Raw genomic sequence first — 24,049 nt, forward strand, 5'->3', positions numbered from 1 at the left:
TGGTCTCCTCCCCGCAGCATCGGCCATCCTGTTGAGACGCGAGTGGCTCCTCGTGCTGCTCGCCCTCGGGCTCGCCGCCACGGCGGCGGCCGTGGTCTACCTGTCTCGGCCGACCACGCTCACCGTCGCCGTCGGGCCGCAGGACGGCCCCGAGGCCGCGCTGATCGAGGCCTACGCGAACGCCCTGTCGCGCGCCCGCGAGGACGTACGCCTGAAGGTGGTGCGCTACGCCGACGTGCGGGACAGCGCGGCCGCGCTCCAGGCCAACAAGGCGGACCTCGCCGTGGTGCGGCCGGACGTGCTGCTGCCCGAGAACGGCCTGACGCTGGCGATCCTCCACGACGAGGCCCTTGTCGTCGCGGCGTCGGAGTCGGGCGAGATCGACGAATTCCCGGCGCTGGCGCGCAAACGCCTCGGCATCGTCGTGCGGCACAGCGCCGACATCCCGTTCATCACCAACATGCTGACCTTCTACGACTTCGTCCCCGCAGCCGCCGACTTACCGGACGGCGAGGAAGTCCCTCTGGGGCAGGTCGCGCTGGTGACCCTGAAGCCGTCCGAGGTCACCGCCGCCATCGCCGACAAGCGGGTGGACGCGGTGGCGATCATCGCGAGCCCGACCTCGAAGGCCGCTGGCGCCATGGTACACGCCGTCGAGGTCGGCCTGCCCGACAAGAAGGTCGGCCTCGTCTCGGTGCCCGACGGGGATGCGATCCTGCAGCGCTACCCCGAGCTGCAATCCGTCACGATTCCGGCCGGCACCTTCGGCGGCCGCCCGAAGCGGCCGGCCGAGGAGGTCAAGACCGTCGGCGCCTCCTATCGCCTGATGGCGCGGGGCACCGTCAGCCGCGTCGCCGTCGCGTCGGCGACGCAACACCTGTTCGAATGGCGCTCGCGGCTCGCCGCGACCGCGCCGATCGCCAAGCTGATGAAGGCGCCCGACTTCGACACCACCGTCGCCGCCACCTCGGCGCGGCTGCCGAACCATCCAGGCGCGGTGGATTATTTCGAGCGCGAGCAGCAGACGTTCCTCGACCGCTACGAGGACTACATCTACCTGCTGGCTTTCTTCGGCGGCACGATCGGCTCCGCCGTCGCGTGGCTCGGCCAGCGCCTCGCGCGCAAGCGCCGCGAGCGGGTCGACATCGTACTCGACCGCCTGCTCGACGTGATGCGCGAGGTTCGCGCCGCGCCGACGATGGCCGAGCTCGACGCCCTGGCGATCGAGGTCGACGACCTCGTCGCCGACGTGGTGCGCTACGCCCGCGAGCGCTCGATCGACGCGCGCACGGTCAGCGCCCTGATCCTGGCGGTGGACGGCGTCCACGCCGCGATCAACGACGGCCGCCGCGCGCTCTCCGCCGCGGGCGAGCCGCGCCCCGGCGGCCGTACCCGCGCCGCCCGCTCGCTCGCCCTCAACCTGTCCGCCGCGGAATAGGTCGCGTCCGGCCCTACCCCTCGATGATCTCGCGGATGCGGCTCGCCAAAACCTCGACCGGGAACGGCTTGGTGATCATCTGCATGCCCGGATCGAGGCCGCCGTTGCCGAAGATCGCGTTCTCGGCGTAGCCGGTGATGAACAGCACCTTCAGGCCCGGCCGCACCAGCCGGGCGCGGTCGGCGAGCTGGCGTCCGTTGAGGCCGGGCAGGCCGACGTCGCTGACCATCAGGTCGATCCGCGCCCGCGATTCCACCATGCGCAGGCCCGTCGGACCGTCGGACGCCTCGAGCGCGGCGTAGCCGAGCTCGGCCAGCACCTCGACGATGAGGTCGCGCACCACCGGGTCGTCCTCGACCACGAGCACCGTCTCGCCGCGCTCGGCGCGCAAGGCCGCGGCGATCCCGGGGCCGGTCCCCTCGGCCGCCGCCTCGCCGCGGTAGCGCGGCAGGTAGATCTTGATCGTCGTGCCGGACCCCACCTCCGAGTAGATCTTGGCGTGCCCCTCCGACTGCTTGGCGAAGCCGTAGATCATCGACAGGCCGAGGCCGGTGCCCTGGCCCAGGGGCTTCGTGGTGAAGAACGGGTCGAAGGCCTTGGCGACCACGTCCGGGGGCATGCCGGTGCCGGTGTCGGTGACGCAGACGCAGATGTACTGGCCCGGCTCCACCTCCGGGTGCACGCGCGCGTAGGCGCGGTCGAGGTGCGTGTTGCAGGTCTCGACCACGAGGTGGCCGCCGTCCGGCATCGCGTCGCGGGCGTTGATGGCGAGGTTGAGCAGCGCGTTCTCGAGCTGGTGCGGGTCGCAGAGCGTGAGCCAGAGGCCGCCGGCGGTGACGATCTCCAGGTTGACCTGCTCCGTCAGCGTCCGGCGCAGCATGTCCTCCATGCCGGCGATCAGGCCGTTGGCGTCGGTGGGCTTCGGCTCGAGCGGCTGGCGGCGTGCGAAGGCCAGCAGGCGGTGCGTCAGCGCGGCGGCGCGGTTCGCGGAGGACAGGGCGGCGGTGGCGTACTTGCCGATCTGCTCGGTGCGGCCCTGCTTGATCCGCGTCTGCATCAGGTCGAGGGAGCCGACGATGCCGGTGAGCAGGTTGTTGAAGTCGTGCGCGATGCCGCCGGTGAGCTGGCCCACCGCCTCCATCTTCTGCGCCTGGCGCAGCAGCTCCTCGACCGCGCGCTGCTCGGTGATGTCGCGGCCGACGATGTAGAACAGGTCGCCCTCCGGCACCGCGTTCCACGACACGGTCAGGCGTTCGCCGTCCTTGCGGATCACGTGGTCGACGAAGCCGTCGACGGTCTCGCCGCGGGCGAGCCGCGCGAGGATCTCGGCGGTCTCGGCGTGGTCGTCCGTGTCGATGATCGCGGCGAACGGCTCGGCGAGGAGTTCGTCCTGGCTCCAGCCGAGCGCCCGCGTCCAGGCCGGGTTGACCGCCTTGAGGTAGCCGTCGAGCCCGGCGGTGCCCATCAGGTCGGTCGTGGTCTCCCACAGCCGGTTGCGCTCGCGGGTGCGCGATTCGACCTCTCGCGTCAGCGCCGCCTCGATCCGCGTCCGGTCGGTGACGTCCTGCACGAAGGCGTAGAAGCCGTCGACGGCGCCGTCGCGATCCCGGCGCGGGATGTAGCGGATGTCGGCGACGCGCTCGCGCCCGTCCGCGTGCGGCCACGGCATCTCGAAGCGGATCTCTTCGCCAGCGAGCGCGGCGGCGAAGGCGGGCTGGCGTCGCGCGAAGCCGTCCTCGTCGATCAGGTCGCGGACGGTGCGGCCGATCACGTCCGAGAGCGGGCGCGAGAACCAGGTCTCGTAGGCGGCGTTCGCGAAGCGGTAGGTGAGGGTCGGGTCGATGAAGGCGATCAGGCTCGGAAGCGCGTCCGCCACCAGGCGCAGCTCCTGCGCGGCCGCGCGAAGCGCCTCCTCGGCGGTGCGGCGCTCGGTGATGTCGAAGGTCACCCCCGGGAACCGTCCGGGCCGGCCTTCGGCATCGAGCACGCACTGGCCTTGCGCCGCGACCCAGCGGACGCCGTCCTCGTGGATCAGGCGGTACTCGGCCGAGAACTCGCCGCCCGTCCGCATCGCCGTGGCAATCCGCTCCTGCATGCCGGGCAGGTCGTCGGGATGGATGCCGCCGAAGAACGCGGCGATCGGCGCCCCGGCGGCAGCCCGGTCCGGGTCGACGCCGTAGAGCCGCGCGAACCGGGCATCCGCCGTGACGCGGTCGGCCGCGACGTCCCAATCCCAGGTGCCGATGCCGTCGCCGGCCGAGAGCGCGAGCTCGAGTCGGTTCCGGCTCTCCTCCCGTGCCCGCTCGGCGAGGACCTGCGCCGTGGTCTCCCGGGTGATGCAGATCATCCCTGCGATCGCGCCGGAATCGTCGTGGACCGGCGAGTACGAGAACGTCCACCAGGTCTGCTCGGGCCGGCCCTGGCGGTACATCGTCAGGGGCAGGTCGTGCACCGACACGCTCTCGCCCGAAAGCGCCCGGTCGCAGAGTGGGCCGATGTCCTGCCACAGGTCCGCCCACAACTCCGGGAACCGGGTCCCGAGCGTCCGCGCCACGCGGTCGCCCAGCACCTCGCGGTAGGGGTCGTTGTAGAAGCTGAGGAGGTCCGGCCCCCAGGCCAGGAACATCGCCACCGGGCAGGCCAGCATCGTCGCGAGCGTGGTGCGCAGGGCCACCGGCCAGCCCGCGAGCGGGCCGAGCGACGAACCGCGCCAATCCTTGGCCAGGATCTCGCGGCCGGTCTCGCCGCCCTCGGCGAGGAAGCGGAACTTCGGGTCCTCGTGGGCGGACGTCATCGTGCCGGACCAGGCACGGTCCGGGTGCGCTCCGGAGTCCGGCCGAGGCGGCGCTCCGGGCGGGCGAGAACGTGCGAAGCGTCGGTCCGAGACATCGCAGCAGGGATGTCGGCAAGTCCCGTGGGTGTCAACGCGGCGTGGGCCGTCCTCAGGCTGCGACCCGGCCTTCGAGCGGGAAGACCTTCGCCGGGTTCATCATCCAGTGCGGGTCGAAGACGTTGCGCACCCGCATCTGCTGCTCCAGGTCGGCCTGGGTGTACTGGAAGCGCATCAGCTCGCGCTTCTCGATGCCGACTCCGTGCTCGCCGGTGAGGCATCCGCCGACCTCGACGCAGAGCTTGAGGATCTCGTCGCCCGCGGCCTCGGCCTTCTGCAATTCACCATGCTTGTTGATGTCGAACAGGATGAGCGGATGCAAGTTGCCGTCGCCGGCATGGAACACGTTGGCGACGCGCAGGCCCTGCGCCCTGCAGATCGCGCCGATCCGCTCCAGCACCACCGAGAGCTGGCCCGTCGGTATCGTGCCGTCCATGCAGATGTAATCGGAGATGCGCCCCGTAGCCCCAAAAGCCGACTTGCGGCCCTTCCAAATCGCGGCGGATTCGGCCTCGGACTTCGAGACCCGGATGCTGGTCGGGCGGAAATCCTGCGCGATCGCGACGATGCGGGCGAGCATCGCCTCGCACTCGGCGTCCGAGCCCTCGACCTCGATGATCAGCATCGCCTCGGCGTCGCGCGGGTAGCCGGCCTGCGCGAAGTCCTCGGTGATCAGGATCGCCTCGCGGTCCATGTACTCGATGGCCACCGGAATGATGCCGGCGGCGATGATCGCCGCAGTGCAGGCGCCGGCATCCTCGACCGAGGAAAAGCCGACGAGCGCGGGCCGCGCGCCCTCGGCCGCGCGCAGGATCCGCACGGTCGCCTCTGTGACGATGCCGAGCTGTCCTTCCGAGCCGCAGATCAAACCAAGCAGGTCGTAGCCGCCGGATTCGAGGTGGTTGCCGCCGATCTCGACCACCGTACCGTCGTTCATCACCAGCGTCACGCCGATCAGGTTGTTGGTGGTCACGCCGTACTTAAGGCAGTGCGCCCCGCCCGAGTTCATCGCGATGTTGCCGGCGATGGTGCAGGCGAGCTGGCTCGACGGGTCGGGCGCGTAGAAGAAGCCTTCGTGGCTGACCGCGCCCGAGATCGCGAGGTTGGTGATCCCGCTCTGGACGCGGGCGACGCGGTTCTGGAAATCGAGGTCGAGCACCTGGGTCATCTTGCCGACGCCGAGGATGATCGCATCCTCCTGAGCGATCGCGCCGCCGGCCAGCGACGTGCCGGCACCCCGCGGCACGACGCGGACGCCGTGCTCGTGGCAATAGGCCATCACCGCCGAGACCTCGGCCGTGGTCGAGGGCAGCACCACCGCCAGCGGCATCTTGCGGTAGGCGGTGAGCCCGTCGGTCTCGAAGGCGCGGCGCTCGTCCTCCGTGGTGACCAGGGCCTCGGGGCCGACCAGCGGCCGAAGGCCCGCCACGATCGCGTCGCGGCGCGCGACGACGCCGGCATCGGGCTCGGGGAAGCGGATGGACATGGCGTGGGCCTCCGAAATTCTCGAAGTCCCCTAAGCGACGCCGGCGATCCTTCAGCCCACGGTCAGGCGCGGGCGGTAAAGGTGTCGGACGGCGACGCGGGGACCTGTTGGTGGGCAGTCTAGCCCAACATGGGCGAGCCCGCACCGCCGTCGATCGGCCGGCTGGAACGAGGTGGAGGATGCTGCAACGTTTGGTCGCAGCGCCCGAACGGCACGAGCCGCGTTTGCACCTTCGACCTGTTCCAATCGACAAAGCTCTGCCATAAGCCTGACGGCCATAACCGTCACAACGGAGGAAATACCCCGATGCGTCATGTCATCCTCGGCGCCGCCTTTGCCCTGCTCCTGCCGGTCGCCGCCCAGGCGGAAGGCGACGCGGCCGCAGGCGAGAAGGCGTTCGCCCCCTGCAAGTCCTGCCACAACTTCGAGAAGAACGGCGTCGGCCCGAACCTCAAGGGCATCGTCGGCGAGAAAGCCGGCGAGGGCCGCGACGGCTACGCGTTCTCTGCGGCGCTGAAGAACTCGGGCATCACCTGGGACGAGGCCAACCTTAAGGAGTGGCTCGCCGACCCGAAGAAGAAGGTCCCCGGCACCAAGATGGTCTTCCCGGGCATCAAGGACGAAAAGAAGGTCGACGACATCATCGCCTACCTGAAGTCCAAGACCTGATCTGAGGACCTGATCGCCCGGCGATAAGCCTGAGGCAATCGACCACCCGGCCGGACAGGCTGAGGGCCGCCCCGCTCAAGCGGTGGCGGCCCTTTTCGTTTGCCCGGTATCAGACGACTTTGGTCAGGCGTCGGTGCCGTCGTGAAGGCCGGTGCGGAGGGTGACGAGGTGGTCGAGCAGGGCGCGACGCCCCTCGACGTCGAGGCCGGTCATGCCGCCGGCCTGGTCGGGGATGCAAGCCAGCGGCTCGCGCAAGGCCCGCCCGGCGTCGGTCAGGAAGATGCTCACCTGGCGCTCGTCCGCCCGGTCCCGGGCGCGGCGGACGCGGCCCGACGCCTCGAGGCGCTTGAGCAGCGGCGTGAGGGTGCCGGAATCGAGGAAGAGGCGCGTGCCGATCTCCTTCACCGACAAGCCTTCTTCCTCCCAGAGCACGAGCAGCACGAGGTATTGCGGATAGGTGAGGTCGTGCTCGCCCAGCAGCGCACGGTAGGCGCGGCCGAAGGCATGCGCGGCGGCGTAGACGGCGAAGCAGAGTTGGTTGTCGAGGCGCTGCGAATCCGCAGGCACGTCCGGGACGACCGCGGACTTCCTCGGCGCCCGCCGCTGCGGTCCTTGCCGAACGGACATGAGCTTCTCGACTCCGGTTGACGACGCTGGCACGATCCCAGCAAAAATTCGGTGTGTCCTACGGGCAGACTTCGAGCAATATCTCAGCCAGGCAATATCCTAGCCATCGCGAAGCGATTGCACAATCGATCCGATCTACCTGCGACTTTTGGAGACGAACTACCCTTTCCAATCCTTCAACGCCGCGAAGGGGCTTGCCGAACGGTCAGGCGGCGGCGGGTTGAGGATCGGCTCGACTTGGGCGATCGCGTCGGCAAGGGAGAAGGCGGAGCCGGCGGGAAGCTTGCCGCCGGCGGCATCCTTGTGGCCGCCGCCGCGGAACTTGCGCGCCCCGTCGAGCGCGGTTTCGTCGTTGGAGCGGAATGACAGCGAGCCGGTGCGCTGAACGTTGCACACGCGCTTGGCGCCGCCGCGGTCCATGATCAGGTCCGAGACGCGCTGGAACGTGCCGGAATCGAGGCCGAACGAGATCAGGGTCCCATCCGAGAGCGGCCGGAATAGCACGTCCGAGCGCGCCAGGACGCGGGCGATCCGCATCCGCGTGGTCAGGGTGCGATCGTCCTCCGTTTCGCCTTCGAGGAGCTTGTCGAGCACCTGCCGGCGCAAGGCGGCGACGCGGGTCTCGATCTCGGCAGGGGGGAGGCCTTCGTCGATCAGCCCGGACACCGCGCGCAGCAAGGCCACGACGAAGCGGTCGTGCCAGGGATGTCCGACCGGCACGAGGTTGGCGACGTTGTCCCAGAACACCTCGTCGAGCATCAGCCCGCCGGCGAAGGTTGGGCGCTCTTTCTTCCACAGGTCGAGGGCGTCCACCGCTTCGACCAGGGCGGTCAGGTCCTCGCCCTCGCGCGCGGCGTAGAGGGCGCGGTTGGCATGCGCCATCTTGGTGGCGCAGCAGGTCTCGTCGATCAGCACGACCACGCCCGGGTCTTCGAAGTCGAAGCGCTTCGGCGAGGCCGTCTCGTCCACCGGCTCGACGCCGTGCTGGCGAAGCTGGTCGATCGAGGAAGCATGGTGGTCGAGGACGATCAGGCGGTGGCGAGCATCCTCGGCCCGCTTGCGGTTCATCGTGGCGAAGCTCTTCAGGAACTTCACCGCCACCGGTTCGAGCCCGAGATCGGTCATGATCAGCGTCTCGGAGGCGTCCGTCTTCGAGAGCCGCTTCAACTCCTCTTCGACCACCGGGCCGACGTCGGAATAGCGCGGAACGTGGACGACCCGCGCCACGTCGACATGGTTGCCGACGATCGCCACGGCGCCGTAGCCGTCGAGGTCGTGATGGGTGATCTGGGTGACGGTCACGGAACTGTCCTCGCGGGCGATCTCGCCGCCTTATGCGGCAGGGCGCGCCGCGGGGCGAGCCCCGCCCTCGCACGTCTCAATGATACGGGTCGGCGGCGTCGCGAAGCCCGTCGCCCAGGAAGTTGAACGCCAGCACCGTAACCAGCACGGGCATCACCGGCAGCAGCAGCCAGGGGTAGAGCTGGACTGCCGCGAGGTTCTGGGCGTCGTTGAGGAGTACGCCCCAGCTCGTCACCGGCGGCCGCAGGCCCAGGCCGAGGAACGAGAGCGCGGTCTCGCCCAGGATCATCGTCGGGATCGACAGCGTCGCCGAGGCGATGAGGTGGCTCATGAAGTTCGGGATCAGGTGGCGGCCGATGACGCGGGCGGGTGAGGCACCCATCAGCTCGGCGGCCTGCACGAAGTCCTCCTCGCGCAAAGCCAGCAATTTTCCGCGCACCGCGCGCGCAAGGCCCGGCCAGTCGAGCAGCCCGAGGATGATGGTGATGCCGAAGAACACCCAGAGCGGGCTCCAGTTCGGCGGCAGTGCCGCCGACAGCGCGAGCCAGAGCGGCAGCTCGGGCAGCGACCGCACCACCTCGATCAGCCGCTGCACCGCCGCGTCGACGAGGCCGCCGAAATACCCGGCGACGCCGCCGAACAGCAGCCCGAGGGCGAACGAGATCGCGACGCCGACGAGGCCGATCACCAGCGAAATCCGCGCGCCGTAGATCATGCGCGAGAGCAGGTCGCGGCCGAGGCGGTCGGTACCCAACAGGTAGAGCGTCCCGCCCTCGGACGGGCAGACCAGATGCCAGTCGCCCCGGCCGAGCGCTGGGACGGCGTATGCGTCGCCGTGGCAAAGGAATCGCAGCGGCTGCGGCGCGGCGGTGTCGGTGACGTAGCCGCGCCGGAATGTCTCCATGTCGAGCTCGGCGCGGTAGGCATAGACGAAGGGCCCGACGAACCGGCCCTCGTGGAACAGGTGCAGGCCCTGCGGCGGCGCGAACAGGTAGTCGCCGTTGCGCTTGGCCTGCTCGTAGGGGGCCAGGAACTCGACGAATGGTACGGCTGCGTAGAACGCAAGCAACACGATCGCCGAGGCGACGGCGATGCGGTGGCCCAGGAACTTGCGGAAGATCAGCCGCCAAGCCGAGGCGTAGGCCGTGCCGGAATCGCGGCCGCCACCGGCCTCTGGGTCGAACGGCGCCGGATCGACGAAGTGAGGCGCCATGGGCACCATCAGCGCGCCCCCATGCGGATGCGCGGATCGAGCCAGACGAGGACGAGGTCCGAGATCAGCATGCCGACAAGCGTCAGCAGCGCCACGAACATCAGGATGAAGCCGGCCATGAACTGGTCCTGGCTCTTCAGCGCGTCGAGCAGCAGCGGGCCGACCGTCGGCAGGCTTAGCACGAGCGAGACCAGCACCGAGCCGGAGACGAGGTGCGGCAGCAGGTTGCCGACGTCGGCCACGAATGGGTTCAGCGACATCCGGAACGGGTATTTCAGCAGCGCCCGCAACGGCGGCATCCCCTTGGCCCGCGCCGTCACCGTGTAGGGCTTGGCCAGCTCGTCGAGCAGGTTCGCCCGCATCCGCCGGATCATCGCCGCCGTGCCGCCGAGCCCGATCACCAGCGTCGGCACGGCGAGGTGGGCTACTAGCGACTTGATCTTGGGCCAGTCCCAGTGCTTGCCCGTGAACGAGGCGTCGTAGAGGCCGCCGATCGACAGGCCGAACCAGATGTTGGCGTAGAACAGCAGGATCAGTGCCAGCAGGAACCCAGGCACCGCCAATCCCACATAGCCGAGCACGGTGACGATCGCGTCGCCCGCCGTATGGCGATGGGTTGCGGAGTAGATCGCGATCGGAATCGCCACCAGGTGGACGAAGACCAGAGCCGCGAGGTTGACCACCAGCGTCAGCCAAAGTGCGTCGCCGACCACCTCGGAGACGGGGCGATCGTACTCGAACGACCAGCCCCAATCGCCCTGGAGAAGCCCTGAAAAGCCCGCCGGCCCCGGCATCAGGCCGACCCAGATCAGGTATTGTTCGGTGACCGGGCGATCGAGGCCGTATTGCCGGATCAGCAACTCGGCCTTGGCGACCGAGGCCGCCTCACCCATGGAGCGCAGCTCCATGATCCGATTTGTCAGGAAGTCGCCCGGCGGCAGCTTGATGATCGCGAAGACCAGGGCGGAGATCACCAGCAGCGTCACCGCCATGGTGAGGACGCGGCGAAGGACGGCGATCATCGCATCAACGCCTGGCGTTCGTCCGGGCGATCCCAGAACACCTCGTCGAGGCGCTGGACGCCGATCATCGCCGTCGGCTCGAACGAGTACAGCGCTTTGACTGGCAGGTTGGCGAGGTGCTCTGCCGCGACCACCGGCTGCAGCGCGCCGCCGACCGTGCCGATCACCCAGGTGTTCTCGGCGTGGTTCATCAGCATCTCGCGCCAGATCTCGGCCTGCTTGCCGACGTCGTCGGTGTCGCGCCACTGCCGGTCGAGGTCGATCAGGCGGTGGACGGCCTCGACGTCGCACGGCTCGCCGCTCGCCCCATGCGTCTCGGCGTGGAGGCTCCAGCGCGGCCAGGAATAGTGGTCGCTCTGCGCCGGGCTCAGCTCGGTCGGCGGCATGATCGCCGTCGGCACAGCGAGGTCGAGGCCCTGCGCCGCCACCATCACCGTCATCCCGGCGATCGACCGCCGGCGCAGGTTCGTCCGCTCCTGCGGCTTGACCACCAGCTTGATCCCGACCTCGCGCCAGAATTCGCCGATCAGCAGCAGCCCGTCGAGGACCATCGAGGCCTCGCCGTCGCTCTCGACCACAAGCTCGAGCAGCCGCCCGTCCGGCAGGAGGCGGATGCCGGAGGCGTCGCGCTTGTCGAGGCCGGCCGCATTGAGGAGCTTTTCCGCCGCCGCAGGGTCGTAGCCGGCATTCAGGGTGCGAAGCTCCGGGGAATACAGCTTGCTCGCCGGGATCGCCGTGTCGTTGCCCTCGGTGCCGAGGCCGAACAGCAGCGTGTTGTTGAGCGTTCGCCGGTCGATGGCGAGCGACAGGGCGTGCCGCCAGCGGACGTCGCGGTTGAGCGCGCGCCAGCCGGGATCAAGGGTCGTCAGGTTCGGATAGAGCGCGATCTCCGAGCCGCGCGCTATCGGCCACAGGTTGGTGCGGTAGCCGTGCGCCCGCTCGCCCTCCTTGAGGCTCGGGATGTCGGGCATCGTCAAGCCGCGAAACATCAAGTCGGCCTCGCCCGCATTGGTCTTGGCGACGAGCAGCCCGGTCGAAGCCACGTCCATGACGATGCGGTCGAGGTAGGGCAGCTGCGTGCCCGCGGTGTCGACGCGATGGTAATGCGGGTTGCGCTCGAACACGAAGCGCGTCGCCGGCGCGCGAGTCCGCGGGCGCCAGCCCTGCAGCGTCGGCGCATCGGGATTGTTGAGCTCGTAGTTGTCGTCCATCCGGTTGTGCAGCGCCGCCCAGCCGCGAAGCTTCTGAGACTTGGCCGCCGCCTCGGCCTTGTCGCGGCCGACGTATCGCGGGTGGACCATCTTGAGGTAATGCGCCGGACGGTAGATCAGAGGGTCGCGTGGTGCGGCCAGCGCCGGCAGGAAACGTGGGTTCGGCCGCTCCCAGACGTAGCGCACGGACATCGGATCGACGATCTCGACCACGGGCGGACGGCCGTCGACCAGCAGGAAGTCGGGCGGCCCGCCCGGACTCAGGTCACGATCGTTCGCGACGTCCTCCCAGTAGTAGCGGAAGTCCTCGGTGGTGAAGGGTTCGCCGTCGGACCAGCGGTGGCCCTTGCGCAGGGTGAAGGTGAACCGTCCGCCCTCGACCGCGACAGCGGCGAGCACGTCGGGCTGCAGTACGAGGTCGGCATCGTACCCGACGAGGCGGGTGTAGCCGTAGACCGAGAGGTAGCGAACGTCCCGCGCCTTCGCGATCAGCGTGCGGATCGTCCCGCCGCGCGTGCCGAGCTTCCGCCCGGCGGTGAGGGGATCGACGACCAGCGGGGTTTCGGGTGGCCTTGGCGCTGGGGTATCCGCGCGGGCGAAACGTGGGACGAGGAAGGCCACCGGGGCGACCGCGACGCCGACCAGAAACGCGCGGCGGGATAGGCCGCCATCCGACATGTGCACGTCGTGCCTGTCCCGATCGTTCACGCCGCCCTCCCGCTCGCGGTTGGCACCGGGGGATGCACCGACACGTAGGTGAGCCGCGCCGGCGAGTAGCCGGTCGCGCGGTGCAGGTCGTCGAAAGCGTGGGCGTGGGCGATGCCGGCGGCGGCTTCGCGGGCGAGCGGGTCGTCGATCGCCTGTTCGAAGCTGCGGCCGTTGCGCTGCCAGCGGATCGGTTCGGCTGCAGCGTGCCGAGACGCATCGCGAAGGGTCTCGATCATCGCGATGGTCGGGTGCGCCGGGCCGCCGTGGGCGTGGATGCGATGGCCGGCGGCGTCGTCGTCGAACAGCAGGCGATTGAGCCCTAAGCACCGAGCCTCGACCACGCGGCGCGCCTGCGAGACGTGGTCGTCGAAGAACGCGACCGTCTTCGCCGGATCGAGCCGCGACCAGTCTGCCGTCGACCAGTCGGCGGTGCTGTAATGCGCCCGCGGGTCGCGATAGTGCAGGTTCGACAGGTCCGGATCGTGGCAATGGACCGTCGCATCCGGGCAGGCCTGCCGGATCACCCAGGTCGTCAGCCCGCGGAATACGCCGGATTCGATCACCGTGGCCGGCGCTAGCGCCCGCATCGCGACATAGAGCTGGAGCGCGCCGTTGAAGCCGCTGCCGCCGCGCCGCTGGCGTACCGGCGCCGTCGGGATCAACGCCCAGAACTGTCGCGTCGCCGCGTGCACGTCGAGCGCGGTCGCGATCCCCGACGAGGCGAGGTCGCGCTCCAGACTTTCGGCTGCGAAGCGGAGGAGTAGCTCGACCTCGCGCGGCGAGGTCGGCCGGTGCGACCAGTCGGGGGCGGCGGGCACGAGGTCGTAGCCGAGCCGGTCGAAGAATGGCGCGAGCACCCGGCGGCGAAGGCGTTCCAGGGTGCGCGACGGGTGGGGCGCGCTCATGCGGCGCGCCGCGCGTCGGCCGCGCCTTGCCGGACGAAGTAGCCCGGCTCGATCTCGACCATGTGCCCGGCCTCGTCCGGCGCCAGCCGGTACGGTTCCGGCCAGCGGACCGGGTCGGAATGGTCGCCGGTGATCGCAGAGAAATCGAGCGGGTGGTCGAGGCTCGGGTCGGGCACCGCGGCGAGCAGGGCACGGGTGTAGGGGTGAATCGGGTTGCGGAACAGGGCGGCCTTCGGGGCCTGCCCCACGATCCGCCCACGGCACATCACCGCAATGGTATCCGCCATGTAGTCGATCACTGCGAGGTTGTGGGAGACGATGAGGTAGGACAGGCCGAGCGCGGCCTGCAAGTCTTTCAGCAGGTTCAGGATCTGCGCCTGCACCGAGACGTCCAGCGCCGAGACCGGCTCGTCGAGTACCAGCACCTTCGGATCGAGGGCGAGTGCGCGGGCGATGCCGATGCGCTGGCGCTGGCCGCCCGAGAAAGCGTGCGGATAGCGCCCGAGCGCGCCGGCCTCAAGGCCGACCATGGCCATCAGCGCCTCGGCCCGCGCCCGGCGCTCGCGGGTGCCGATTCTGTGGATCTCCATCGGCTCGGTCAGGATCTGGCGCACGGTCATGCGCGGATCGAGGGAGGCGTAGGGGTCCTGGAACACGAACTGCACGGCGCGGCGGTAGGCGAACAGGTCGGCGCCGGCCAGGGCGTGGATGTCACGCGGGCCGCTGCCGTCGTTAAACAGCACCCGGCCGGAATCGGGGGTGAGCGCACGCATCACCATCTTCGACACGGTGGTCTTGCCCGAGCCGGATTCGCCGACGAGGCCGAGCGTCGTGCCGGGGGCGAGGTCGAGCGACACGTCGGAGACCGCCCGCACCACCCGCGGCGGGCCGCCGAACCGCCCGGAGCGTAGAGTGAAGGTCTTGGAGACGCCGGCGACGCGCAGGATCGGGCCGTCGATCGCGACGGGCTTGCGCGCCGGCGGGATGACCGCCTTCGCCGGGCGGATCGGGGTCAGGCGCTCGCCCGGCGCCATGTCGAAGCGCGGTACGGCGTGGAGCAGCGCTTTGAGGTAGGCGTGGCCGGGCTTTCGCATCACCGTGTCGCGCGGGCCGGCCTCGACGAGGCGGCCGCGATACAGCACCGCCACGTCGTGGGCCACGTTGGCGACGACCCCGAGGTCGTGGGTGATCAGCAGGATCGCCATGCCGGTCTCGTCCTGTAGCCGGGTCAGCAGCGCGAGGATCTGGGCCTGGGTCGTCACGTCGAGCGCCGTCGTCGGCTCGTCGGCCACCAACAGGGCGGGCTTGAGGATCAGCGCCATCGCGATCATCGCGCGCTGGCGCAGGCCCCCCGAGAGCTCGAACGGGTAGGTGTGGAGCGCGCGCTCCGGGTCGGGGAAGCCGACGCGGGCGAAGGCATCCTTCGCCCGCGCGTCGGCTTCGGCGCGGCTGGCGTTCGCGTGGATGCGCAGCGCCTCACCGACCTGGTCGCCGATGGTATGGAGCGGCGACAGGCAGGTCATCGGCTCCTGGAAGATCATCGCGATGCCGGCTCCGCGGATCGCGCGTATCTCCGGTCCGTCTGGGGGAAGCGCGGCGATGTCGGTCGCGCCGCGGCCGGTGTCGAACAGGATGCGGCCGCCGCTGATCGTGGCCGCCCGCGGCAGGATGCGCAGGATCGCCTGCGCGGTCACCGACTTGCCCGAGCCGGATTCCCCGACCAGCGCCAGCGTCCGCCCGCGCGTCACGTCGAGAGAAAGGCCGTGCAGAGCGCGGAACGGCGCACCTTGGCCGCCGAAGTCGACCTGCAGGTTCTGGATGGACAGGAGCGGGCTCAAGCGATCCTCGCGGGCGCGTCGGCGGCCTGAGTCCAGCACGCCGACGCCACCTCGTCCACCGCCGACGGCTGGAACAGTTGCCGCGGGTCGCGGATCGCTACCGCCTCGTGCCGGGCCAGAAGTGCCATCAGCGCATCGAGGAAGTCCCAGATCGCTGCGTCGTGGGCCAGATGATGGGTGAGCAGACCGATCGGGCCGCTAGCTTCCTCCGTGATCGCCCTACACAAGGTATCGACCAGCCGCTCTGGATCGACGAGCGAGCGCGTGCCGCGCCAGTCGATCGGATCGAGCATTACGTCGGCGCGCACGAGGCCGGGTACCGCCGACGCTGGTACGGACGACAGGCCGCGATAACCGAGCGCTGGCAGAGCGGCGGCGAGGTCGGGCGCGAGGCGATTCCACGGTGGCACGAAAACCGGCAGCAGCCGATCCGCTGGAAGCCGGTCACGGGCGAGGCGCAGCCCCTCCGCGGCGTCGGCGATGACGACCGGCAGCGAGCGGTCGGCGCCGAATTCGGACGGCTTGCCGCCGGGCGCCGCATGGTTCGCATGCGCGAGGCCGTGCACCGCGAGGCTGACGCGCTCCGTATCGGCCAGCCGCGCGCCGAGGGACGGCGCGACGCCCGCCGGGATCGCCGCGACGAGGAGCGGTGCCGCTACCGATTCAGCGAGTGCAAGCAGCCGGTCGAGTGCCGGGGTCGCGGCGACGGCGTCGTCGTCGCGCCACCAGATCGAAACCGCGCGGCCGTTCTCACCTCCGTCGTCGAGGATGGCGCGTAGGTAGTCGAAGGGACTTTTCTTCGCCCTTGTGACCCGACCGCGCGCAACGAAGAGCGCTTCCACGATGGCAACGGTACGCTTCGCTCCGCCGAGATCGATGCCTTGCGCGGTGGGGGATGGCGCCCCGCCGACCGCTTCCACTGCGTCGATGAGGGCGGCCGCGGAGAGCGCACTCTCGGGCACGACTCGGGCAATGGCGCGGGTAGCGAGGTGCGCGGCACGCAGGCTCTGCTCGGTCTCGGCACCGGCCGCGAACGGCACCAGCACGGAGGGCGTCCGGGTGGCGAGGAGGTCCACAGCGGTGTTGTAGCCACAGGCGCTCACTGACACAGCCGCCCGCGCCAGCAGCGGCCGGTAATTTGGTACCGCCCGCGTCAGCACCCCGTCTGCGAGCTCCGCCCCCACGGCGTCGAACGCGGCCTGCGCGATGCCGTTGCCGGCGAGGATGCGCCAGCCGAGGTCCGGGCGTTGCCGTGCAGCGTCGGCCGCTGCGCGGCAGAGGTCGAGCCCGGCTGCGCTCGATCCGGCCGAGACCAGGATGCCCGAGCGGGTCCTGCCTGCCTCGACCGGCTCCGCAGCCTCGTCGACGTAGCCGGTGTAGCGCAGTTTCGGCCTCAGCCCAGCGTCTACCGGCCAGGAGGCGTCTAGGGGGAGAAGAGCGGGATCGCCGTGCACCAGCACCGCGTCGTACAGGGCGGCGATCTGAGCATGGGCCGTTCGGACCTTCTCGGGCTTGGCCGGCGCCACGAGCACGTCGCGGATCGAGGCGAGGATAAGCGGGCGCGGGCGCCGCGCCGCGGCGGCCTCGACGAGGTCGAGGTATTCGGCGGCGAGCGCCCGGCGACCGAAGGGGAATAGCTCGGTGACGACCACGTCGGGCGCAGCCTCGTCCAGCGCTTGCCGGAGCCGTGCCCGGCGCGCCGCAAGCAGGTCGACACCCGCTTCCTGCCCGTCCGGGCCGAGGAGTTTTGTAAAGGCGGTGCCGTTGACGTGCAGCGGCGGCAGTTGGACGTGGCGAAGGCCGTCGAGCCGCACTATCGGCGCCGGGTCGCCGCCCGACGCCAGCGTCACCGCATGGCCGGCGGCGGCGAAGGCGCGCCCGATTGCGGCGGCTCGCGTCAGGTGCCCGGCGCCGAGGAGGTGCGTGACGGCGATCAGCACCCGCATGCGCAGGCCCCCGTCGCCGGCGAACTCTCAGGCGCCGCGCGCCGCGGCAGTTCGATCCCGGCCGAGGCGGCGAGCCGCCCGGCGATCAGATCGATGCCCGCGTCGAGGGAGAAATCCTGCAGCAGGCGCGTATGGGCGGCGTCCGCGAGGCGCCGCCGCTGGGCCGGATCGCCGGCCAATGCGAGAATCGCCGCCGCCAGCGCCGCCGGATCGCCGGGCGGGACCAGGCATCCTTCGACCCCGTCGGTGATGAACTCCGGCGTCCCGGCGAAGGCCGTGGCGAGGATTGGCAGCCCCTGCGATGCGGCCTCCATCAGCACGTTCGGCAGGCCGTCGCGGTCGCCGGAGGGCGCAGGCTTGGTCGGCAGCACGAACAGGTCGGCCGCCCGCATCGCCGCAACGACCGCCGGCTGGGCCAGCGCACCGTGGAAGGTGATGCGAGATGCGAGCCCACGTTCGGTGACGCGAGCCTTCAGAGCGTCCCGCAACTCGCCGCCGCCGACGAGGTCGAGGCGCCAGTTCAAGGTCGGCGGCAGGCTCGCCAGCGCCTCGATCAGGTCGTCGTGCCCTTTTTTGGGGACGAGGCGGCCGACACAAAGCAGGCGGATCGGGTCGCCAGCATCCGTGCCGTCCCGCGGCGGGCGGGCAGCCGGCTCGGGAAACCGCGCGAGGTCGAGGCCGTGATAGGCGAGCGCGACGTGGCCGGGTTCCGGGTCAACGCGTCCGGACACCGCCCGCAGGCGCCCGAGCCCGTCGCGGGTGCAGGTCACCCCCCAGGCCGCGTCGGCGAGCTTGTCGGCGAGTTCCCGGTCAGGCGTCGTCCAGATGTCCTTGGCGTGGGCCGAGAAGCTCCAGCTTCGCCCGGTCAGCAGCGCGGCGTAGCAGGCGACGCTGGCCGGCGTGTGCAGGAAGTGCGCGTGCAGGTGATCGACCGCGTCGGGCAGCTCCCGGGCCAGCACCAGGGCCTGCCCGAGGCGGCGCACGCGCGAGGCGGTCGGATCGCGCAGCAGATCACCCGTGAATTGTCGGACCAGGGCGCCGAAGCGCCGGCGCCGAAGGCCCGAGGCCAGCGCCCGCAGCACCCGCAGCGGCGCCTCGTGCAGGTATTCGGGCAAATAGAAGACCGGCGCCGCGATCGCGCCGTGCATCGGATGGCGGCTCGCGTTGGTCGGGCGGCGCAGCGACCAGATCGCCAGCGTGAGGCCGCGCCCTTCGAGCGCCAGGATCTCCTGGGCGATGAAGGTCTCCGACAGCCGTGGATAGCCCTTCAGCACGATCGCGATGCCGGCTTCGCTCACGCCCGGTCCCCGAGCGCGAGAGCCGGGGCGGCGGCGTTCAGCGCGCGGACGCGCTCGGCGATCCGGTCGAGGCCGCCGAGCAGGTCCGGGATGTTCGCGCGCGAGGGGCGCGCCTGGTCGGGGAGGGCGCGGAGCGCAGCCGCCATGCGCGCAGGATCGCGCCCGTCCGCCTCCAGCACGGTGCGGGCGAGACCGAGGCTCTCGGCGGCCGTCGCGCGAATTTCCTGCTCCCGACGTGGGGTCGTGCGCGGCACCAGCACCGCGCGCTTGTCGAAGGATAGGATCTCGCAGAACGTGTTGTAGCCGCCCATGGCTACTACGCCGCTGGCTTTCTCCATCAACAACTCTATCTCGCTGTCGAAGGTGATCGCCGAGACGTTCCGTCCGATCCGCGCGATCCGCCCGAGGAACGCCGCACGGCTCTCGGGCGCCAGGAAAGGGCCGAAGGCGACCAGCGCCGGCAGCGGGATGCCGGGGTCGGCCTCGTAGGCCGAGATCACCCAGTCGATCAGCCCGTCGCCGTCGCCGCCGCCGCCGGCGGTCACCAGGATGAACGGCTCGGCCGCGACGCCGGGCTCGGCCCGGTCGGGGCGGGGCGGGGGCGCAGCGCGGCGGAGGTAGCCGGTATAGGTCGTGCGGTCGGCGAAGTCGGCGCCGACGGGGAGCGCGGCCAGCGGCCGGTGGATGCGCGACAGCCCGTAGACCCAGATCTCGTCGTAGAAGCTGCGGACCGCCTCGGAGGACCCCTTGCGCTCCCATTCCGGCGCGAGCAGCTCGGGCGCGTCGAGGACGTCGCGCAGGCCCAGCACCACGCGGCAGTCGCGGGCGCGCAGATGCTCCAGCGTCGCCAGCATCTCGCCGTGGAAGCCCGTCGGCTCCTTGTCGACGATCAGCAGGTCTGGCCGGAAGTCCCGCGCGGTGCGCAGGACGATGTCGGCGCGCCGGGCCACCGTCTCCGGCAGCGGCACCTGCGGGTCGAGGCCGGCATAGCTGCCGTCGGGCCGCTTGGTCACGCCCGGCACCCGCACCGCGGAGACGCCGCGGGCGAAGGCGAACCGATCCACCACCGCGGAGCCGGAGACGATCACCGCCTCGACCTCGCCGGTGCCGGCGAGCGCGTTCGCGATCGTGCGCGAGCGGCGCAGGTGCCCGAGCCCGAAGGTGTCGTGGCTATAGATCAGGACGCGGCTCGCGCGCATCACGGTCTCATCCTCGAACGCCCCCTTGCCGCATCGCGATCCGCCTCTCGGCCGCGCCGCCGCACTCGCAGCGTCGCAGCCGGCCTGCGGTCGCACAAGCCGGGCCGCCGTGACAATGCCCGCGGGAGGACGGCCGTGACGGTCGGCGGCACCTGTGAGTTGTCGCACGCCCGCACTTCGCCTTTCCGTCGCAGGGTGACATGCGTGTGACGCGCGGGCCTACGAGGCTGTATGGGGAGCGTGGCGGAGGCCGGGGAGGGGTGATGCGCGATCTGGAGCCGACGCTCTTCGGCTATATCTGGCGGCATTCGCGGCGCGACCAGCTCGCGATCTGCGCCGTCGTGCTCGCGTCGCTGCCGTTCTACTTCGCCTCGCTCGACCTGCCCAAGCGCATCGTCAACGACGCCATCTCCGGCAAGGCGTTCAAGAACGGGCACGACACGGTCGACTTCCTCGACCTGATCATCCACTGGCCCGGCTGGCTCGGCGGCGACGAGGACGTGCTGTTCTCCGGCTTCCAGGTCGACCGCACCGGGTTGCTGTTCGGGCTGTCCGGGCTGTTCCTGACGCTCGTGCTGATCAACGGCGCGTTCAAATTCTGGATCAACCTGAGCAAGGGCGTCCTCGGCGAGCGCATGCTGCGGCGCCTGCGCTTCGAGCTGTTCTCGCTGATGCTCCGCTTCACGCCGGAGACCACCCGCGAGGTGAAGTCGTCGGAGACCGCGACCATCATCCGCGACGAAGTCGAGCCGATCGGCGCCTTCATCGGCGACGCGCTCGTGGTGCCGTGCTTCCTTGGGACTCAGGCGGCGACGGCGCTGATTTTCATCCTGATGCAGAATTTGTGGCTCGGCCTCGTCGCCGGGTCGATCGTGATGGTGCAGATCATCGTGATCCCGCGCCTGCGCCGCGAGATCATCCGTCTGAGCCGGCGGCGGCAGATCGCGTCGCGCAGCTTCGCAGGCCGGGTCGGCGAGGTGCTGGACGGGCTCGAGGCGGTCACCGTCAACGACACCGGCCGCTGGGAGCGCGCCGAGATCGGCGGGCGATTGTTCAGCCTCTACGATTTGCGATTGCGCATCTATCGACGCAAGTTTCTCGTCAAGTACCTGAACAACCTTCTCGCACAGATCACGCCATTCCTGTTCTACGCGATCGGCGGCTTGTTCGCGCTGCGCGGCCAGCTCGACATCGGCCAGCTCGTGGCGGTGCTGGCCGCCTACCGAGACCTGCCGCCGCCGCTGAAGGAGCTGATCGACTGGGACCAGCAGCGCCTCGACGTCGAGGTGAAGTACGAGACCGTCGCCGCCCACTTCGCGCCGCACCGCCTCCGGCCGTCCGAGCCCGAGGGCGAGGGCCTGGTTCGGCCGCTCGGCGGCCCGCTCGAGCTGGACGGCGTCAGCCTCAAGGACCCCCTCGGCGGCCCCGCGCTCGAACTCGGCGGCGTCAGCCTCGCGATGCCGGTGCAGGCGGCGATCCTGGCGCCGGCCGGCGGCCTCGGCCACGTCGTCGCGCGCCTGGTCGCCGGGCTGCAGGTGCCGCAGGGCGGGACGGTGCGGGTCGGCGGCGTGGACGTCACCACCCTGCCGCAGGCCCGGCGCGCCCGCGCGATCGCCTATGCCGGGCCGGAGCCGGTGCTGTTCCCCGGCACGATCCGCGACAACCTCGCCTACGGCCTGCGCCGGCGCCCGGTGATCCGCGACGACGCGGCCACCCCCGAGCGCGCGCGGCGCCGCCGCGCCGAGGCCCGGCGCACGGGAAACCCGATCGAGGACGCGGGCGATCCGTGGATCGACTACGCCGCCCTCGGCGTCGCGGACGCCGCCGCCCTCGACGCCCGCATGCTCGACCTGCTGAACCGCCTCGGCATGGGCGACGACCTCTACCGCTTCGGCCTTGGCGCCTACAGCCTCGTGCGCCACGATTCCGACCCGGGGCGCCGGGTCGTCGCCGCGCGCCGGAAGCTGCAGCAGCACTTCGCCGCCGCGGGCATGGGCGACCTCCTGATCCCCTTCGATCCGCGGCGCTACAACGAGCAGGCGACGATCGCCGAGAACCTCCTGTTCGGCGTCCCCACCGTGCCGGAGCTGACCGGGCGCGACCTCGCCGCCGAGCCGCGCTTCCGCGCCGCGCTGGACAAGCTGTTCCTGCTCGACGACCTCGCCCGGATGGGCGTGGCGATCGCCCGCAACCTCGTCGAGATCTTCCGCGACGTGCCTCCGGGCCATCCGCTGTTCCGACGGTTCTCGCTGATCGCGCCGGACGAGCTGCCGGTCTTCGAGCAGCGGCTCTCGGCGTTGGACGCCGACGAGACGCCCCCGGCCGCCGACAACGAGGCGTTCCTCGCCCTGGCGCTGGCCTACGTCGAGCCGCGCCAGCGCCTCGGCCTCCTCGACGGGCCCTATCAGGCCCGCCTCGTGGCGGCGCGCTACGCGATCCGCGAGGCCCTGCGGCGCGAGGACGGCGAAGAGGACGGCGAAGAGGACGTGGAGCCCTACGATCCCGAGCGGATCAACCGGCACAGCTCGGTGCTCGACGCGCTGCTCTTCGGCCGGATCAACACCGCGCGCATGCACGGCGAGGCCGAGATCCAGCGCCAGGTCCGCCTCGTCGTGAAGGAGTTCGACCTCGAACGCGGCATCCGCCTGCGCGGGCTGGAGTTCAACGTGGGCAACCGCGGCCGCCTGCTCACGCCGCGCCAGCAGGCCATCGTGGATCTCGCCCGCGCGATCCTGCGGCGCCCGGAGATCCTCGTCGTTGACGGCACGATTCCGCATCTGGACGGCGGCGCCGACGCCCTGATGGCGGCCGTGACCAGCGGCGGCCCGCGGATCAGCCTCCTGGCTGTCGCCGCGACCGACGCCGAGGCGGCGCCGTTCCCGGTGCGGCTGCGTTTCGACAAGACCGGCGCCGTGACCGTCGACGCAGAGCGGAAGCCGGAGACCCCGGCACCGGAAAACGCGACTCCGGAAAACTTGGAACCGGAGACCCCGGCACCGGAGGCCTCGGCACCGAAGACCTCGGCACCGGAAAACGCGACACCCGAAGTCATGGAGCCGGCGGCACGCACGGCCTGATGCGGGCGACGAAACCCGTCTTGTCCGCTCAAGATCGCGGTATCGGAAACCGATTTCTCACCTTCGCCTCGACAAGATGCGGAAGAACCGTCATGGAATACGGTACGCGCTCGCGCGTTCCTGCCCCAAATCGAAGAGAATCATACGCCGCATGTTGCGCAGCCGTGTGCGACGGTCCTTTACCGTCGAGGTCAAGTCGAAGAACCGCCATACCCCGTCCTGGCCGGAAGACCCCACCCCGTCGCCCGTGAACTGGGCCGCGCTGGATCCGGCGCCCGAGACCCCGTCGCCCTTCGACGCGTTCTGGCCCGACGAGGCCGCCGCCCCGGCGCCCGCGACGCCGGCGGAGAAGCCGCGGCGCATCCTGCCGAGCCTGATCGTGGCCGAGCCGGAGCCCGAGCCCGAGACGGTCGAGCCGGCCTCCGCGCGCGAGCCTCGACTGCCGCGGGTCCGGCGGGTGAAGCCGCCGCAAGAGCGCCCTGAGCAATCACACGCCGAGGCTGCGCGGCCCGAGGTGGCGCGGCCAGCGGCGATCTGGTCGTTCGCCGACATCGCCGACGCCGCCTCCGAGCCGGCCGTCGCCGCGATGCCGCCGGTCCAGGCTCGCCCGACGCCGGTCGCCCCGGCGCCCACGGCGTCGCGCAAGGTCGTGACGCCCCGCACGGCCAAGCCCGCGCTCGCACCGGGCGAACGTTGGAAGCGGCGCCTGCCGCGCTCCTGCCGCTAGGACGGTCTGCACCGCGGGGGAGGCCGCCTCGCGGCCCGTGATCCAAGGATCATGGGCGCTTCTCCGTCAGGCCGCCCGGCGCACGGCGTAGCGATAGCGGCGGCCATCCGCGTCGAGCAGTTCGCTGTCCGAGGTCTCGCGCCAGACCACGTCGTCCTCCGGGCGCGCCGCATCGGTCAGCTCGGTGCCGCGCACGATGCTGAGGGCGAGGCCGGCGCCGTAATTGGTCGCGGCGGCCTCCGCGATGGCCGAGCCGATGTCGGCCTCGTCCGGCAGGCAGGCGAACAGGACGCCGTCGGCGATGGCGAGCGTGTAGGTTCCCATGGCGCGCTCCGCGGTTTTCGAAGCGCCGGACCGTATGACCTGGGTTTCCCCGCGGAAGCCCGGCCGGTGGGATGCTGCAATGCGGTAGGCGACGGACCAGGGCGCCGACGGGGCCGCTCCCCCGAGCGCAGGTGCGCGATGTCACGCGCCGGCCGGCTTCGGCCTCTGA

At 70.7% G+C, this 24,049-nt stretch carries 17 protein-coding genes; 4 read left to right on the plus strand and 13 right to left on the minus strand.

The window, feature by feature from the left end:
- Nucleotides 1-31: 31 nt before the first annotated feature.
- Nucleotides 32-1,438, plus strand: coding sequence for a TAXI family TRAP transporter solute-binding subunit (locus tag FV226_RS04240; protein WP_187273603.1), 1,407 nt, complete (start codon nucleotides 32-34; stop codon nucleotides 1,436-1,438).
- A gap of 13 nt (nucleotides 1,439-1,451) precedes the next feature.
- Here FV226_RS04240 and FV226_RS04245 read toward each other — a convergent pair whose 3' ends face one another.
- Together FV226_RS04245 and FV226_RS04250 are read right to left on the minus strand one after the other, a co-directional pair.
- Nucleotides 1,452-4,232: a PAS domain-containing protein gene (locus FV226_RS04245; RefSeq protein ID WP_147761938.1), complete on the minus strand. Its 2,781-nt coding sequence runs from the start codon at nucleotides 4,230-4,232 to the stop codon at nucleotides 1,452-1,454.
- A 148-nt stretch (nucleotides 4,233-4,380) separates the two neighbouring features.
- Nucleotides 4,381-5,814 carry an FAD-linked oxidase C-terminal domain-containing protein gene (locus FV226_RS04250; protein ID WP_147761939.1) on the minus strand — a complete coding sequence of 478 codons (1,434 nt, stop codon included), beginning with the start codon at nucleotides 5,812-5,814 and terminating at the stop codon, nucleotides 4,381-4,383.
- Between the two features lie 306 nt (nucleotides 5,815-6,120).
- Between FV226_RS04250 and FV226_RS04255 the strand changes: the two genes are divergently transcribed.
- Nucleotides 6,121-6,483 carry a cytochrome c family protein gene (locus FV226_RS04255; RefSeq protein ID WP_147751661.1) on the plus strand — a complete coding sequence of 121 codons (363 nt, stop codon included), beginning with the start codon at nucleotides 6,121-6,123 and terminating at the stop codon, nucleotides 6,481-6,483.
- A gap of 123 nt (nucleotides 6,484-6,606) precedes the next feature.
- Here the strand turns inward: FV226_RS04255 and FV226_RS04260 are convergent, their stop codons facing one another.
- The 10 genes from FV226_RS04260 to FV226_RS04305 all read right to left on the minus strand — a co-directional run bounded on the left by FV226_RS04260 (nucleotide 6,607) and on the right by FV226_RS04305 (nucleotide 19,752).
- Entirely contained in the window at nucleotides 6,607-7,050 is a 444-nt protein-coding gene (locus FV226_RS04260; RefSeq protein ID WP_238273086.1) for a MarR family transcriptional regulator, read from the minus strand.
- A 219-nt stretch (nucleotides 7,051-7,269) separates the two neighbouring features.
- The gene (locus FV226_RS04265) at nucleotides 7,270-8,412 is read right to left on the minus strand and encodes a dimethylmenaquinone methyltransferase (RefSeq protein ID WP_147761941.1); all 1,143 of its coding nucleotides are present in this window, start codon (nucleotides 8,410-8,412) and stop codon (nucleotides 7,270-7,272) included.
- Nucleotides 8,413-8,488: 76 nt separating this feature from the next.
- Nucleotides 8,489-9,634: an ABC transporter permease gene (locus tag FV226_RS04270; RefSeq protein ID WP_187278702.1), complete on the minus strand. Its 1,146-nt coding sequence runs from the start codon at nucleotides 9,632-9,634 to the stop codon at nucleotides 8,489-8,491.
- Nucleotides 9,634-10,647: an ABC transporter permease gene (locus FV226_RS04275; RefSeq protein ID WP_147751658.1), complete on the minus strand. Its 1,014-nt coding sequence runs from the start codon at nucleotides 10,645-10,647 to the stop codon at nucleotides 9,634-9,636. The genes FV226_RS04270 and FV226_RS04275 overlap by 1 nt, the downstream gene beginning before the upstream one ends.
- Nucleotides 10,644-12,536, minus strand: a complete 1,893-nt coding sequence (locus tag FV226_RS04280; protein ID WP_147761977.1) for an ABC transporter substrate-binding protein — start codon at nucleotides 12,534-12,536, stop codon at nucleotides 10,644-10,646. The genes FV226_RS04275 and FV226_RS04280 overlap by 4 nt, the downstream gene beginning before the upstream one ends.
- Before the next feature lie 26 nt (nucleotides 12,537-12,562).
- A complete protein-coding gene (locus tag FV226_RS04285) occupies nucleotides 12,563-13,471 on the minus strand; it encodes a hypothetical protein (RefSeq protein ID WP_147761942.1) in 909 nt (302 codons plus the stop codon).
- Entirely contained in the window at nucleotides 13,468-15,309 is a 1,842-nt protein-coding gene (locus FV226_RS04290) for an ABC transporter ATP-binding protein (RefSeq protein WP_147761943.1), read from the minus strand. Before FV226_RS04290 ends, FV226_RS04285 begins: the two co-directional genes overlap by 4 nt.
- The gene (locus FV226_RS04295) at nucleotides 15,306-17,255 is read right to left on the minus strand and encodes a glycosyltransferase (protein WP_147761944.1); all 1,950 of its coding nucleotides are present in this window, start codon (nucleotides 17,253-17,255) and stop codon (nucleotides 15,306-15,308) included. Before FV226_RS04295 ends, FV226_RS04290 begins: the two co-directional genes overlap by 4 nt.
- Entirely contained in the window at nucleotides 17,243-18,553 is a 1,311-nt protein-coding gene (locus tag FV226_RS04300; RefSeq protein ID WP_147761945.1) for a glycosyltransferase family 4 protein, read from the minus strand. Before FV226_RS04300 ends, FV226_RS04295 begins: the two co-directional genes overlap by 13 nt.
- A complete protein-coding gene (locus tag FV226_RS04305; RefSeq protein WP_147761946.1) occupies nucleotides 18,550-19,752 on the minus strand; it encodes a glycosyltransferase in 1,203 nt (400 codons plus the stop codon). The genes FV226_RS04300 and FV226_RS04305 overlap by 4 nt, the downstream gene beginning before the upstream one ends.
- Nucleotides 19,753-20,015: 263 nt before the next feature.
- Between FV226_RS04305 and FV226_RS04310 the strand changes: the two genes are divergently transcribed.
- Nucleotides 20,016-22,829 (plus strand): ABC transporter ATP-binding protein, encoded by a 2,814-nt coding sequence (locus FV226_RS04310; protein ID WP_210246496.1) that lies wholly within the window; start codon nucleotides 20,016-20,018, stop codon nucleotides 22,827-22,829.
- A 151-nt stretch (nucleotides 22,830-22,980) separates the two neighbouring features.
- Nucleotides 22,981-23,556 carry a DNA-binding protein gene (locus FV226_RS04315; protein WP_147761947.1) on the plus strand — a complete coding sequence of 192 codons (576 nt, stop codon included), beginning with the start codon at nucleotides 22,981-22,983 and terminating at the stop codon, nucleotides 23,554-23,556.
- Nucleotides 23,557-23,622: 66 nt separating this feature from the next.
- Here FV226_RS04315 and FV226_RS04320 read toward each other — a convergent pair whose 3' ends face one another.
- On the minus strand, nucleotides 23,623-23,880 hold the full coding sequence (locus FV226_RS04320; RefSeq protein ID WP_147761948.1) for a hypothetical protein: 258 nt from the start codon (nucleotides 23,878-23,880) through the stop codon (nucleotides 23,623-23,625).
- Between the last annotated feature and the right edge of the window lie 169 nt (nucleotides 23,881-24,049).

Source organism: Methylobacterium sp. WL12 (genome assembly GCF_008039475.1).
In the GTDB taxonomy this organism is placed as follows: domain Bacteria; phylum Pseudomonadota; class Alphaproteobacteria; order Rhizobiales; family Beijerinckiaceae; genus Methylobacterium; species Methylobacterium cerastii.